Origin of the sequence: Pseudomonas sp. ESBL9 (assembly GCF_036668715.1) — a bacterium.
GTDB lineage: Bacteria > Pseudomonadota > Gammaproteobacteria > Pseudomonadales > Pseudomonadaceae > Aquipseudomonas > Aquipseudomonas lundensis.
Genome location: NZ_JAZEVV010000008.1, coordinates 80,797 through 95,215, shown reverse-complemented (window position 1 = coordinate 95,215; position 14,419 = coordinate 80,797). Strand labels below are relative to the sequence as shown.

At 58.2% G+C, this 14,419-nt stretch carries 8 protein-coding genes and 1 pseudogene; 3 read left to right on the top strand and 6 right to left on the bottom strand.

Annotated features, from left to right (window positions below):
- The first annotated feature begins 5 nt into the window (after positions 1–5).
- From V6F78_RS19730 to V6F78_RS19720, 3 genes are all read left to right on the top strand, one after another.
- Complete coding sequence (locus V6F78_RS19730) at positions 6–3,056, top strand: type I restriction endonuclease subunit R (RefSeq protein WP_169876944.1); 3,051 nt, start codon at positions 6–8, stop codon at positions 3,054–3,056.
- A gap of 175 nt (positions 3,057–3,231) precedes the next feature.
- Positions 3,232–6,243, top strand: coding sequence for an RNA-directed DNA polymerase (locus V6F78_RS19725; protein ID WP_222936289.1), 3,012 nt, complete (start codon positions 3,232–3,234; stop codon positions 6,241–6,243).
- Between the two features lie 140 nt (positions 6,244–6,383).
- A complete protein-coding gene (locus V6F78_RS19720) occupies positions 6,384–8,498 on the top strand; it encodes a hypothetical protein (protein ID WP_169876945.1) in 2,115 nt (704 codons plus the stop codon).
- 66 nt (positions 8,499–8,564) lie between these two features.
- Here the strand turns inward: V6F78_RS19720 and V6F78_RS19715 are convergent.
- From V6F78_RS19715 to V6F78_RS19690, 6 genes and pseudogenes are all read right to left on the bottom strand, one after another.
- A pseudogene (locus V6F78_RS19715) lies at positions 8,565–8,768 on the bottom strand (transposase); the annotation flags it as partial.
- A gap of 327 nt (positions 8,769–9,095) precedes the next feature.
- Entirely contained in the window at positions 9,096–9,371 is a 276-nt protein-coding gene (locus V6F78_RS19710; protein ID WP_169876946.1) for a hypothetical protein, read from the bottom strand.
- Positions 9,368–10,348, bottom strand: coding sequence for an integrase domain-containing protein (locus tag V6F78_RS19705; RefSeq protein ID WP_169876947.1), 981 nt, complete (start codon positions 10,346–10,348; stop codon positions 9,368–9,370). Before V6F78_RS19705 ends, V6F78_RS19710 begins: the two co-directional genes overlap by 4 nt.
- Positions 10,326–10,685 carry a hypothetical protein gene (locus V6F78_RS19700; RefSeq protein ID WP_169876948.1) on the bottom strand — a complete coding sequence of 120 codons (360 nt, stop codon included), beginning with the start codon at positions 10,683–10,685 and terminating at the stop codon, positions 10,326–10,328. Before V6F78_RS19700 ends, V6F78_RS19705 begins: the two co-directional genes overlap by 23 nt.
- Positions 10,669–12,069 (bottom strand): YfjI family protein, encoded by a 1,401-nt coding sequence (locus V6F78_RS19695; RefSeq protein WP_169876949.1) that lies wholly within the window; start codon positions 12,067–12,069, stop codon positions 10,669–10,671. The genes V6F78_RS19700 and V6F78_RS19695 overlap by 17 nt, the downstream gene beginning before the upstream one ends.
- A gap of 1,006 nt (positions 12,070–13,075) precedes the next feature.
- On the bottom strand, positions 13,076–14,332 hold the full coding sequence (locus V6F78_RS19690; protein WP_169876950.1) for an integrase domain-containing protein: 1,257 nt from the start codon (positions 14,330–14,332) through the stop codon (positions 13,076–13,078).
- Positions 14,333–14,419 lie beyond the last annotated feature (87 nt).

Genomic DNA, 14,419 nt, shown 5'->3' with positions numbered 1-14,419 from the left:
ATCTGGTGTTTAACGAACAAACCGTCACCGAAAATGGAATTATCGACCGCTTAAAAAACTTAAGCGGGGTAAAGTGGACTTACTGCCACGGCGAGAGCCTGCCGAAGGAGGCGCAGGATATCTTTGTCGATGAGTGGCTAAAAGACGCGTTATGTTCGTTAAACCCAGCGATTGGCCAGCAGCCGGATTATGCCGATGAAGTGATCCACAAGCTGCGCGGCGTGCTATTGGAGGCTCCGCATAGCGGCCTGGTGCGGGCCAACGAGAATTTCCAGGCTTGGCTGCTGGCCGAAAAAACCTTGCCCTTTGGCGAGAACGGCGAACACGTCACCATCAACCTGATCGACTTCGAACATATAGAGAGCAACCACTTTGTGGTGGCCCAGCAGGTGCACTATGTGGCAGCGGGTGAGGTGTTCTTCGATATCGTGCTGTATGTAAATGGCATTCCGCTGGTAGTCGGCGAAGTCAAAAGCGCCACCCGCCCCAGCGTTAGCTGGCAAGACGGCGCTGCCGACTTTATGGGCGGCAAGAAGCACTACTGGCAGCATGTGCAGGCCTTCTTCGTACCCAACCTGCTGTGCTTCGCCAGTGAGGGCAAAACCTTTGCCTACGGCGCGATCAATGCGCGGGTCAAAGATTGGGGCCCTTGGCACCACACCGACCAGCGCGAGGATATTCCCGCCACTCTGGCCTCCGTGCTGGCGAGTGCCGAGGGGCTGCTGAACCCGCAAACTCTGCTGCAACTGCTGACCTCATTTGCGCTGTTCTCGACTCATAAAGCCGGTAAAGACACACCGCCCAAGCGCATCAAACTGCTGCCGCGCTACCCGCAGTTCGAGGCCGCCAAGCAGATCGTTGAACGGGTGAAAAAGGGTTACCCGAAGAAAGGCCTGATCTGGCACTTCCAGGGCTCCGGCAAGTCGCTGCTGATGCTTTACGCAGCGAAGATGCTGCGAGCCGATAAGGATCTGAAAAACCCTACCGTACTGATCGTGGTCGACCGCCGCGACCTGGACAGCCAGATCAGCGAGACCTTTGGCGGCGCCGACGTAAAAAACCTGATCAAGGTACAGAGCTGCAAAAAGCTCGGGGCCCATATCGAACAGGACAGCCGTGGCATCCTGATCACCACCATCTTCAAGTTCAAGGATGTCGAGGTTGATGAACACAACCCGGACGGCTTGAACAATCGCGACAACATCATCGTGCTGGTGGACGAAGCCCACCGCACCCAGGAAGGCGGCCTGGGCGAGAAGATGCGCTGGGCGCTGCCCAATGCCCACTTCTACGGGCTGACCGGCACGCCGATCTCCGGTATCGAGCGCAACACCTTCAAACTGTTCGGCGCCGAGGACGATCCCGGTCGCTATATGAACCGCTACAGCTACAAGCAGTCGATCCGCGACGGTGCCACCAACCCGGTGAAATTCGAACCACGTCTGGCTGAACTGCGGGTCGACCGGGAGGCGATCAACCAGGAATTCGAGCAACTGGTTAAAGACAACAACCTGGACGAAGATGAGAAGACCGCTCTGTCCAAGCGTGCCGGCAAGCTGGCGGTGATGCTCAAGGCACCGAAACGCATGGAGGCCATCAGCGCCGATATTGCCGCGCACTTCACCAGCCATGTGCAGCCGAAAAAGATGAAAGCCATGGTGGTGGTCTATGACCGCGAAACCTGCGTGCAGATGTACCACCTGCTCGGCAGCAAGCTCGGTTTCGACGCATTAGAAGTGGTGATGAATGTCGACCAGGCCCAGGTCAAGGATGAGAACGGCAAGATCAACAAGGACTGGATCCGTTGGCATGCAGAGCTTGGACTGCCAATCAAACAAGCCGATTTTGAGCGTTGGCAGAAATTTGATGGTGACGAGCAGGCGCAGAAAAACCTGCTGGAAACCTACAGAGACCCGAAGCAGCCCCTGCAACTGCTGATCGTCACCGCCAAGCTGCTCACCGGCTTCGATGCCCCCATCTGCTACTGCATGTACCTGGACAAGCCCCTACGCGATCACACCCTGCTGCAGGCCATGTGCCGCACCAACCGTCTATATGAGGCGGATGGTGTGGTCAAGCGTATGGGCCTGATCATCGATTACCTGGGTGTATTCGAAAACCTGCGCACGGCGCTGGCCTACAACCCGGAAGAGATCGACGGCATTGTCGAGGGCATCGAGAAATTCAAGGAACTGCTGCCGGAACAGCTGAAGCAGTGCCTGGCCTTTTTCCCGAATGTGGACCGTACCCTGGAAGGCTTCGACGGCATCATCGCCGCCCAGGAATGCCTGCCTAACAACAAGAAGCGCGATGAATTTGCCGCTGCCTTTGGCGTGCTGGCCAAGCTCTGGTCGGCCATCAACCCAGATCCGTTCCTGACGCCCTACCGCCAGGACTACAAATGGCTGGCGCAGATTTATGAATCCGTGCGCCCGGTCGGCCAGACGGGAGCGCTGGTCTGGGCCGCTCTGGGCCCGGAGACCATCAAAATGATTCACGAGCACACCGATATCAAGCGCATCCGCGATGACATCGATGAGCTAATCATGGATGAACATGCGATCTTCACCCTCACTGAGAAAGAGCAGGAGAAGCGCGCCCGCCGCCTGGAAATCGACCTGATGGGACGCCTGCGCGGCAGCGGCGAACCTGTATTCGTCGAGCTAGGCGAACGCTTAGAGAAGCTCCGCCGAGACTATGAAGCCGGTGTAATCAAGGCCATAGATTGGCTCAAAGGTTTGCTCGAAGCGGCCAAAGATACGGTGCAGGCCGAGCGCGAAACCGGCGAGAAGGTGGTGACAGAGGAAGACAACAAGCAAGCGCTGACCAAGCTCTTCCTGGAAACCCGCCCGGAAACCACCCCGAAACTGATTGGTGATGTGGTCGAGCAGATCGACAAGATCGTGAAAGCCACCCGCTTTGAGGGCTGGCAGAACTCCAACAGCGGCCCGCGTGAAATCCAGAAAGCACTGATGCTGACCCTGGCGCAGTTTGGCCTAAGCAAAGACAAGGACCTCTTTGAAAAGGCATACGCCTACATTGAAGAGCATTACTAATACGAATACCTGCGAGCGGAACAACCGCAGCTGGGGCGCTCCAGTTTTTAAACTGGGAGCTTTCAGTAATCGATGACCCGCAGTGGCCGAGTTAGAGCGCCTGGCAATGCTTTCGCCCACTGCTGCTTACTTTCGGTAATATCCGGGATATCTCAGGATTGCCGAAGGTTAAGAAATGGACGTCACCCAGATGTCGGTATCGCTGCACGATCTCGGCCTTGCCTACCGCAAGGCCAAGGTTGATCTCTACTACTCAACCAACCCCTCGCTGTTCGACATCGCCAACTATGAAGACGACCTGAGCCAAAACCTCACTCGCCTGAAAGAACAGATCGAAGCCGCGAGCGAGGATTGGGTGAAAGGCCCTGCATTTCTCGGCACTTGGACGCTAGCCCCCAAAGAAATCCAGACAGTAAAGGGAGAGCAGGACCAAAGCCTGATCTTCGCCTCACCGGAAGCAGAGTGGCTAAGCGCGACTGAAGCCGGTAACCACCCCACAGCCGTATTCCGCCTAATGGCCCGCTGCAGCATCGACTTTCACGTGCTGTCATCGCTATGGATGATGGAAGTCGGCGATCTCTTCGACAAGCAGCTCAGCAGTAACGTCTTTGGCAGCCGCCTGCGCCGTAACCGGCACGACGAGATCAACACGTGGGCCCTTGGCTCCTTCAAGCCTTACCTCAGACCATTTCGCGAATGGCGTGACGGTGGCATCAAGGCGATGCGCTCAGCCCTGAGCGAGAAGAAAAAAGTATTGGCCCTGACAGCCGATGTGAGCAGTTTCTATCACGAGCTAAGCCCGGGCTTTATGCTCGACGACGGCTTCCTTAAATTAGCCAAAATTGAACTGAGCGAATCGCAGTCAAAACTTAATCGCCTGTTCATCTCTGCCCTGTTGGCTTGGGCAAAAGAAACGCCACTGAAAAAAGGTTTACCTGTAGGTTTGCCCGCGTCGGCTGTTGTCGCAAACGCCGCGCTGCTCAAACTCGACCAATTCATCGAGCAACAAGTAGTACCGCTGTACTACGGTCGTTATGTAGACGACATTCTGCTGGTCATGGAAAACGCTAGCGACGTCAAAACTACTGAGCAGTTTTGGGAGTGGGTCTTCAGTCGCGACGGCGGCAAGGATCTGCTCAAAAAAGATAAAGGCAGCATCCTGTTCAAGCCTGACTATCTCAAAAAAGACCGCATCGCTTTTGAAAACAGCAAAAACAAGCTGTTCATCCTTGCAGGCTCTGCAGGCACCGCTCTGGTCAATGCCATTTCCGAACAGATCAACCAACGTGCAAGCGAATGGCGCGCCCTACCTGATCTGCCCAACTCGCCCTACACCGTGGCCACGGACCTGCTCAAAGCTACCAACCTTGCAGGTGAGCAAGCAGATAATCTGCGCAAAACAGATGCCCTGACGCTACACCGCGCCGGCTTTGCTCTCAGCCTTCGCAACTACGAAGCCTTCGAGCGCGATATTCCCCCAGGGGATTGGCAAGCACATCGTCATGCCTTTTTCGCCGCAGTCATCGAGCACCTGCTCACGCCGGTTAAGTTCTTCGAACTGGCTCAATACCTGCCACGCATCATCCGCATGGCTACCGCCTGTGAAGATTTTGAGTACCTAGACAAAATCATCAATGCACTGGGCGGACTAATCAACAACGTCGAGAAGGACTGCATTCTGGGGATCAAAAGCCTGGCCGCGGCTGACGTGCCAGCCGAAGCCCGCCATTTATGGAAACGATCCATCTGGGAAGTTACAACGCAGAGCATCGTCTCAGCGTTCCCTTCCCGCCTCAGCAAGACGGGAGCTACCGCCTGGAAGAACCAGATGACCATCCATATGGAGAGCCTTGCCAGCATCCTATGGGGGAGCCTTCTGGACAGTCCGATGAACATAACCAGCCATCACCTTCAGAAGCTCCACGCACGCCTGTTCAGCTTCGACCTCGCCCATATTCCCTTGCGCTTTGCAGGCCTTCCTAAGGAAATGGTCAGCCAGCGCGGTATTCCACTCCGTAAAAACCTCACAACTACTGACTTAGAGAAACTGCTGCCTGATGAGATGACCGACGGCATCGCCACGCTGGCGAATTGGCTCAGGTTTAAACGCGGCACCCCGGCTGGACTAACCTTCGCCACTCGCCCATTCAGCCTCAATGAGCTCTACCTCATAGCGCCCACCCCTTTTGCCGCCACCAGCCGCCAAACGCTGGGGCTGGTGGTGCAGGCACTACGAGGCTTTGAGCTGACTGAGCACAAGATGCCGCACCTCGACAAAAAGCAGGTTTTGCATATCCCCGACGGAGAACCCAAAGCCAAGCAGACTATCGCTGTAGCCAGCTTGGAAACCAAAGATGAAAGCTTTACCGCCGCCATCATGGGGTTGCCCGACCCGGACGGCCTGCACCGTTACCAACGGATCAATCGCCTGATCAACGAACTGATCTCTCGCCCTGACGGCGCTGGTTACTTGATCCTCCCGGAAGTGGCGCTACCACCCCAATGGTTTATGCGTATTGCCGATAAGCTCAAGGGCCGTGGCATATCTTTGATCACCGGAGTGGAGTACCTCCACGCGCCGAAAAAACATGTACGCCACCAGGTTTGGGCGTCGCTGACCCACGATGGTCTTGGATTCCCTTCGCTGATGCTCTACCGCCAAGATAAACAGCGCCCAGCATTCCATGAGGAGCAAGAACTCTTTCGCCTGGCCGGCCTGCAGATGCAGCCCACCCAAGAGCAGCAGTGGCAAAAGCCCCCGGTCATCCAGCATGGTGACTTCCGCTTTGCCATCATGATCTGCAGCGAGTTGACGAATATCCGCTACCGCGCTGACCTACGCGGCCAAGTCGATGCGCTGTTTGTTCCAGAGTGGAACAGCGATACCGACACATTCAATGCGCTGGTGGAGTCTGCAGCGCTGGATATTCACGCCTACATCATCCAATGCAACAACCGCCGATTCGGTGATAGCCGTATCCGCGCACCCTACAAGGACCGCTGGAAACGCGACATATTGCGCGTCAAGGGTGGCAACCACGACTACTGCATTACAGGTGAAATCGACGTATTGAGCCTGCGCCAGTTCCAGTCTAGCCACCGCTCGCCGGCATCAGGTTTCAAGCCGGTACCAGATGGTTTTAACGAGGATATGGCAGCGGATCGGAAAGTATTGCCCAAGGCATAAATCAGAAAATGAGTAGGTATAGAGAGCAACGCTTTGCACTGCTGGTGGCACGATAGATTTGTCGAGTCTCATCAGTTCAACGCACTACATTCGCCGGCACTCGGATAGTCGGCCTTAGCCGCAGGGAAAGGGAGAACGCCTTGAGCGTGAAGATTAGCTTCGACGATGAATTGGCAGTTGCCAGCATACTGTTGGCCGATTGGGCTCCGGTGCTGGTCGAGTATCTGGGACGATACTTTGACGTCCGCGAGGGCACGCTTCGGCTGGACTACGCCCACCTGCCCGACGAGTGCATTGTCGATGCATTCGATTGGCTATCGAGTGTGCTATCTGTTCGTCAGCGCTTTGTGTACCACCTCGAGAGCGTCGCAAAGGAGGGGCCGATTGCAATGGTCCTCACATTGCTCGGGCACGAATCTACCGAGATCAAGGATTCATCGTCCATTCTGGACCAAGATGCCTACCGGTCTGCGGTGGAGGACTTCAGGACGAATATACTTCAAGGCGACTTGCCGGCCTTACGCGAAACCATCCTGGCGGACATAGCTCCCTGTGCAATATGGATGAGTTGGCTGCTAGATGCCGACCGGGATCGTTTTCTGGACGATCGGGAGATCATGGCGGCGCTGGTGGCCAGCACGTCGGGGGACGATTGCATCCATGGCCTTGAACTAGTCGCCCCCCGTCCCGGCCAGAATAATTGGGCTTTCGAGCAGCTGGTCGAGAAGCATTGGCAGCATGTACGCCACTACCTAGAGACCCATCTCGGCATCTCCGCGGGCAAAGTGCCTGATCTCGTTTTCTCGCTGTTTGCGATTTCGCCGACGGTCCAGGCGTCCCGGTGGGCCTGTGAGCAGGTTCTTAGTCGAGCCAATCCAACGGTCTTTCCTCGGCTGATCCAACATTGCAGCGTGATTGAGGCGGGCGATGTGCGCAGCCTGTTCCTGCGCTGGCACAGCCGTCCGAAGACAGAGAAGAAAGACGACTTCAGGGAATGCGTTGCCAAAGCCTGCTCGACGCTTGCTACCTTGTTGACCGATACCATGCCCTCGGACCTCGCGCTTGCTGCGATCTGGCACAAGTTCGTGGCCCCCGCGCGGCTCGTCCAGCAAAGCATTGCTGAAAGCCTCAGAGAATTACCATCCGGGGCGTGGGACCGAGAGGCTTTGTGGTACCAACTAGGCCCTGCAGCCCGCGAGGCCTGGCGGCAGGATCTTTTTGGCCAAGTAAAGGGAGAGCCGGAGTTAGCTCAGGGTCTGCTCTATTTCGCTTGCCTTTGGCTCGAGCAGACTGTGTTCGCCGAAGTAGAGCCGGTACTGCTGCGATTGTTGGATGACGAGGATAACCTGGCTTTTACGAACCGGTTCTCCGGCACAGGTCCAAGGCAGATGCAACTGAGGGCCAACGGGCTGGTGCGGTCCAGGCAAGGTGCACCGGACTTGGAGGGCGCAGTAGGCCAGGCCGACGACGCCACTGCGCTGCCCAGCGTCGGCGCCCAAACCTGGCTGGGCGACGCGTCCGTGGAGCGCGTCATCCATAGAGCGCTCAGCCAGATTGAGGAAAAGTTTTGTCGCGAGTATTCGGTGACCTGGGGTGAAGACGAGGAGGCCCATACAGCGCGCCTCCTGGCCCTGACGCAGGAGGCAGTTGGCAACGCGAGTCACCAGTTGCGCCAGCTATCGGCCACGACCCGGGCGACGTATCCGTGCCTCTCGGTGAAGGTACGCCAGCCCAGCAAGCGGGAGGAAGGTGCTCGCACGCCTGCCGGGGCTCCGCTGGGAGCGGATGTGCTATTCCTGACCCGTATCGTGGACGAGGGCAAAACGGTGATCGAGCGAGCTACCCTTGTGCAGGTGAAAAAGCGCAGCGGCACTGGATCGGGGAGGGGCTTCAGTTCGACGATAGGCGTCGACCTGCAGCAGTGCGAGGACATGCTCAAGCAGTCAGAGCATGCCTACTACCTGTTCGCGACGCCGGCCTCGCCGCGCCCGACGCTCTGGGTTGCCCCGGCCCGGCTCGTCAGGAACTTGACCCAGCTGCACACGAGCAAAGCCTCGGTCGTGGCGATTCAGGTGCGGGACGCTAGTTGCTCCTATGCGGATTTTTTCCTGCACGACCTAGTCGGCCTGTGGGCTGGCGACGAAGATGAGGGCGTCGTCGCCATCGCCAACGGCGATCCCCGACGTGGGCGAACGCCTCGTCACATCGTCGACATCGAGGTTCGCCGCCAATCTGAGGTAGGCGATCTGCACTGAGCATCTGCTGAAGGAAGAACATATCGTTGCCCAAAGCGACCGTGTGGCCGGCTTCGGTTACGCAGTGATCTTCAACAGGTCGGCAGGATGGTAGGCGGGCCGGCCTGTTTCAGCCGGGACGACCCCCTCAAAACCCAGTTGGCCAAGGTCGAGTTCATCGACGAAAACATCGATCACCCGCACCGGGTTGGTGTCCGCCACATAGTCATCCAGGCTCTCGGGAAGCAGCGCGCTTTGGCCTCGGTGCTCTCCCTGGATAAAACGCTTCATTGGTGTCCCCTGCTAATTTCGAATCCATCAAATCATAGCGAGGTCGATGCCAGCGTTTTTACACAGCCTGGGCCGAAACTAGCCCTTCGAATCTCTGTTGCATAGGGTCAGACGAAAAGGGGGCTAGACGAAAAGGGGACGGTTTTATTTATAGGGTAGATCGCCCGCTCTTGGCCGATTGTTGCCTGTCGCGAAAAGCCGAGATGGGCGGTTTTTTGCCATTGCTGCGGCAGTTATCGAGCAGCTTTATCCGCAGGCGAATATCCACGCTGAGATAGATGGAGGCGGGTAAGCGAGCCTGTAGGGTGTCTAGCCACGATCCGAGCGTTAGATCAGCCTTTCTCGGTCATGCCCTAATCGTTTCCAGATCAATAGGGTGGTGAGGCGATAGTAGTACCGGCTGGCGTCGGAATGGTCTTTCAGGTACTGAGTGAGAAACCAACGCACGTGCTTGAGCTGCCAGGTCCAGGGGTTATCGCGTTGCCATCGCTGTTGAATGGCCGCTTGCATGATTCGGGCTTGGCGTAGGTGGCGTTGCTGCGTGGCCGTCGAACCGGTCAGTACGCCGCTCAGGAACAGCGCCATATCAAAGGGCTTGGTCACTCCCGACCTCCTATGTAGGCCGAAACCACATCGATCCGGTTATGCCCGAGCTCAAGGCTGATCTGTTGGCGCGCCTGTTGATCGAGGTCGCGGTCGATGCGATGGCAGTGGCCGCCATTGACGGGGGCTGCGTGGCCCGTGAGCTGCTCATAACGCTTGCAGGCGTAGGCCGCGCGCAGTTCATGGAAACCTTTAAGCCCCTGTTCATGCAGCGTTTCGCGGGCGGGTCGCACGGTCTGTTGCAGGAACGCGGCGTAGCTTTCGCCTCGGGCCAGCAGGTTGCGGCTGCCAGTCGGCGCCGCCTGACGAGCCGACCGCAGCGCCGTTTTCACTTCTTCATTGGCCGCGATCCAGCGCGGTGCCGAAGCCCCCGAACGGCCGCCTTTGGTGCCGTCCTGGATATTGATGCGGCCTAAGCGTTCGGCTTCGCGTTGCAAGCGGGGCAGGTCGGCCAGGATCGCTTCGCGCAGGCGCATGCCGGTGGCTCGGGTCAACAGGACAATCGCGGCCACCCGCTCGTGGTGCTGTTCGCCAAGCCGCTCAAGCACGCGCTGCAGCTGTTGACGATCCTGGCCATCCGGCGCATGGGTGCGCACGTTCGAACGCTGTAGTCCTAACGCCTGGCTCGGACTGGCAAGCCTCACCTGCTGATCACCGCGCAGCGCCGCGAGGGTGCGGTTGACGCTGCTCAGGCGGTTCTGCGCGGTGGCGATGCCGAGTTCACCTTGCTGGATCTGCTGGCGCAGGTACGCAGCGTAGGCTTGCAGCGTCTGCCGATCGATCTGGCGCGCATCGTTGTAACCGGGGCCGTCCTCTGACCGACACCAACGCACGAACGCTTGCCAGCGATCGCTATGCGCTTTGACCGTGGCGAAGTGGCCACCGGCAAACAGGTCCTTGAGCGCTTGCGGGCCGGCGTAGCTCAGCTGGCGGCCGTAGCCGAAGTTGCGACCATCACGCCGACCGACCAAGGCCATCGTCATCACCGTTTTTGTTTGTTTGCAGAAAGAGCAGCAAGGCTTTCCAATGAGGTCTGAGCCTGTCCAGCTGCTGCCAGTGTGTCGGGCGGATCAGGAGGGAGTTCTCTTGGTGTTGCAGCAGTGCCCCTTCCTCCCGCAGTTGCTCAATCAGCAGGGCGAGGTTGGTAGGCTCCTGGGGTGGGGCGGCGACAGCGGCGACAGTGGCGACAACCCGCGTCGTTTCTGGCCTGGGGCGTGGCGACAGGGTGGCGACGGAGGCGGCGACACGTCGCGATTCTGGTTGCGATTGATATTGCGCCTGGTAGCGGCGCACCGCGTCATTGAGGCGGAACATGGCGTACCTCGAAGGTTCTTCCATCGCGACTGCTCAGCCAGCGATGAGTGATCAGTACGACCAATAAAGAGGCGGTATGGTCAGCGCTCTTGCGGGCAAAACGAGGGCCGTTGCGATTGACGTCTCGGATGCTGAAGTGGGTCCAGCCTTTCTGCACCAGCCAGCGCAACAGCCGATCCGCCTCTTCGCGTCGGCTATTGACTGGCTCCTGTTCGGTCAGGCGCTGGATCTCGGCCAGGTAGTAATCCATCAACGTGGAGGCGCGCTGGATGTGTGCTTCATCCAACTGACTGGCCTCTTCAACCATGGCCAGCACGCCCGCGATGCGCAGCACATTCGCCGGGGCTTTGCCCGCGAAAGGCTGGACGCCGGCTAGCTCGCCGAACTCGCCAGACTGGCACTCGATGGTGTCGTGAATATCAATCCAGGCACGACGGGCACGGGCGGTCAGTTCGAGCGTGGCGGGATTGAGTGAGCCATCCTTGTGAAGCGACCAGGGCTTTTGCAGCAGGGCGGTGATCCGCTGTTGGTAGCCCTGGACTTTGGCATCTCGGGTCAGGTCGATTGCCTTGTAGAGTCGCTGGCCAGCCAGGCGCTCGGGCCAACTGATCAGGCAACGGCCGAGGATGCCTTGGCCATTGATCACCGGGTCTTTGAACAGTTGGTTGGCCAGGTAGGGCTGCAGCATCAGATGCAGACTGAGGCGGCGGTCATAGGCGCGCAGGCTTTCTCCGGCCATGGAACGCGCCCGGTCGATCGGGCTGCCATCCCACAGGGTCGACAAGGTGGTGATCGCCTTGAGCAGATTCTCTTTGCTCATGGTGCTGCTACCCAGGAACTGACCCCCTTCATCATTGAACAAGCCCATGCTGGGCAGGCCATGGCACAGGCTTTTGACCAGGGCCTCAATGGTGGGCTCGGCAATGATCAGTCTCGGCGGCACCGGTTCGGATAGCTCAGCGCCTTCCGCCTCCGAGGGTTTCTTTGAGGTTTTGGCTTTGCTCATGATGCGGGTCGCGGCGCGATAAGCTTTGAGCTTTTCCGCATACAGGGTCCACTGCTGTCGCTCCCAATCGCGCGCCGCCTTCAGTGCCAGCTGATCCACCGCGCTTTTGCGATCACCCGAGGACGCCACCGTCAGCAGGTAGAGGGACAGCGGATAGGTTCGACCGTCAAGTTGGACATTGGCATGACCCTGGCTCACCAGAGCAGCGCTGGCCAGCACCGACTGCGCGGCCATGGCGCAGGGCACGCCGATCACCTCGGCCAGTCGCTCGACCGCGGGGCCCAACAGACCCCCGAGTGCTTCGACCGGATAGGGCAGTGGCGCCTGTTGGTGTTCGAGCAAGGGTTGCGGTGGCTTGAACGCTTCACACGGTTGCATCGCCATTCTCCTGAACTTGTCGACTTCGCCCTCACTCATCCCGCCATGGTTGTTGAGTGTTGTCAGGGATCAAGGCCCCTGCGGCCTGTGAGGGTTGTCCACTGACGCGGGACTGGCGGCTCTTTACGACCGGGAGCTTGGGCATCTCATGATCTGGCCTCCTGAACACCGATAGCGGTGGGCGGGTGGAGGCTGCACCGGCTGACGAGACCGGCGCCGCGAGATCCTGAGTCAGGTGAAGGCAGCGATGCGATGACCAGGGCATGCCTGACTGTCAGTCAGGTGCAGTCCATTCCGTGGGCTGCGGCACCATCATCGGTATCGCTGTTGCGGGTGACTTCGGCGTTTGTCACGCCGATTGTCACGCGGGGAATTGCCGCAATGCCTCGTACTGCGTGGGTTGCAGCAATAGTGGGAGCGCCCGTCTCTTTCCGGGGAGAAAGAGACGGGCGCGGGTTTGCGCAAACTTAATGGCCAATTGGATAGGTTGCTGCAGAACAGCTGAGCAGGGTATGTGCTGCCGCAATGGGCAAGATGTGAAGTAGGCATCCATCACCCGGGAGGAGTGATCGTGCGAGCTTCCGAACGCTAATCGCACTTGGGCAGAACCACCACCGTGTGGCGTAGCCTTAAAGATTCTGGCTACCTGGGTTGCTGTCAACGACAGCGCTTTGCGGCTTCTTTCTATCGCCCGCGTATGGCTGGGGTCAACCGCGTTGCGCGCAGTCGCTTGCGCCAATCAGCGGTGCTGGAAGACCTTGGTCGTGTGTGGTATTGGATAGATGAGTAGCCGTCCGTCGTCTTTTTAATGTGAGCCCCTGAACATGGGAATGCGGAGCCTTCCCATGTTCAGGGGCTTGGCCGGAGGAGCGCGGGCATTCAGGCGATGCGGCGACAGCCGCCACTTCTGTCGCCATGCTGCACGCCACCTATTACGGGGTTGTCGCCGGTGTCGCCGCAGTCGCCAGGGCGCGATACAGGCCTTCTTGAAGAGGGGGTGAATAAATCAGCGTATTGGGAAGGTTTTCCTGTCTCGGCTTTCATTGACAGCGGTTACGAGCAGGCTGCCGGTAGCCGCTTTTTGAATGTAATCGCTCCACCAGGCCATCATGGGGCGTCGGCGCTCAATGTACTCCGCTCGGTTGTAGGCGCTCCGAACCTCGTCTTTGTCGACGTGAGCAAGGGCAACTTCGATCAACTCCGGCTCCCAGCCGTTCTCGTTGAGAATGGTACTCGCCATGGAACGCATGCCATGGCTGACCAATCGACCTTCGAAGCCCATGCGTTTCAGTGCCATGTTGGCTGTTTGGCTATTGGTGTGGGTTCGCGGATTTCTGTCTGCCGGGAATACATATTCCCTGTGGCCGCTGTAGGGCTTCATGACCTCTAGCAGAGCGAGCGCCTGCTTAGTCAGCGGGATGCTGTGAGCGCGTCTTTTTTTCATGCGCTCTGCTGGAATCGTCCAGATGTTCCTCTCGAAGTCGATGTCTGCCCAACGAGTTGTGGCGGCCTCTGCAGGGCGTGTCATGGTGTGGAGCTGCCATTCGAGTAGACAGCGTGTGGTTCTTTTAATGCTGGCATTGGCGATTTCCACCATGAGCTCTGGGAGTTCATCGGTAGGTAGCGCAGCCATATTTTGTTTTTTCGGTTTTTTGAAGACGGCCCGGATACCGCTGAGGGGATTGGCAAAAATCAGTCCCGAGTTAACGCCATAGGTCATGATCTCGTTGAGACGTTGGGCCAGCCGCTTCACGGTTTCTAGGCTGCCTTTGGTCTCAAGGGGGCGAAGAAGCCTGATTACCATGGGGGCGTTGATGTGCGAGAGCGGCGTTGTTTTTAAATCTGGAAACACATGCAGTGTGAGCGAACGCCAGATGTCTTCGGCATAGGCGGGCGTGACGGAATCCTTCTTCAGCTCAAACCAGGCGGTGGCTACGTTCTCGAAGGTGTATTCGGTAACGGCCCTTCTGGCTTGCCGCAACATATTGCGTTGTTCTTTGGGATCGATGTCCTGTGCCAGGAGCTCTCTGGCTTCAACCGTCCTCTTCCTGGCTTGGGTAAGCGAAGTCGCGGGGTAGGTGCCGAGTCCCATGTTGATGCGCTTCTTCGTCACGGGGTGCCGGTAGTTGAAATTCCAGTGCATCGAGCCATTGACCCGTACCCGCAACTGCAGCCCGTCGCCATCGGTGAGAACGTAATCCTTGCCTCTTGCTTTGACAGCCTTGAGCTGTAGATCGGAGAGGCGGGTGGCCTTGGCGCGCATGAGAAGTACTCCATGACACTATTTTTGGTATTCCTAAAAATAGCATGGAGCGCAGGACATGCTAACTGGAATACCAAATTGGCTAGA

Coding starts and splice junctions, on each gene's coding strand:
- V6F78_RS19690 (WP_169876950.1), bottom strand. CDS start 14,332: ATGCGCGCCAAGGCCACCCGCCTCTCCGATCTACAGCTCAAGGCTGTC.
- V6F78_RS19695 (WP_169876949.1), bottom strand. CDS start 12,069: ATGCAACCGTGTGAAGCGTTCAAGCCACCGCAACCCTTGCTCGAACAC.
- V6F78_RS19705 (WP_169876947.1), bottom strand. CDS start 10,348: ATGGCCTTGGTCGGTCGGCGTGATGGTCGCAACTTCGGCTACGGCCGC.
- V6F78_RS19700 (WP_169876948.1), bottom strand. CDS start 10,685: ATGTTCCGCCTCAATGACGCGGTGCGCCGCTACCAGGCGCAATATCAA.
- V6F78_RS19725 (WP_222936289.1), top strand. CDS start 3,232: ATGGACGTCACCCAGATGTCGGTATCGCTGCACGATCTCGGCCTTGCC.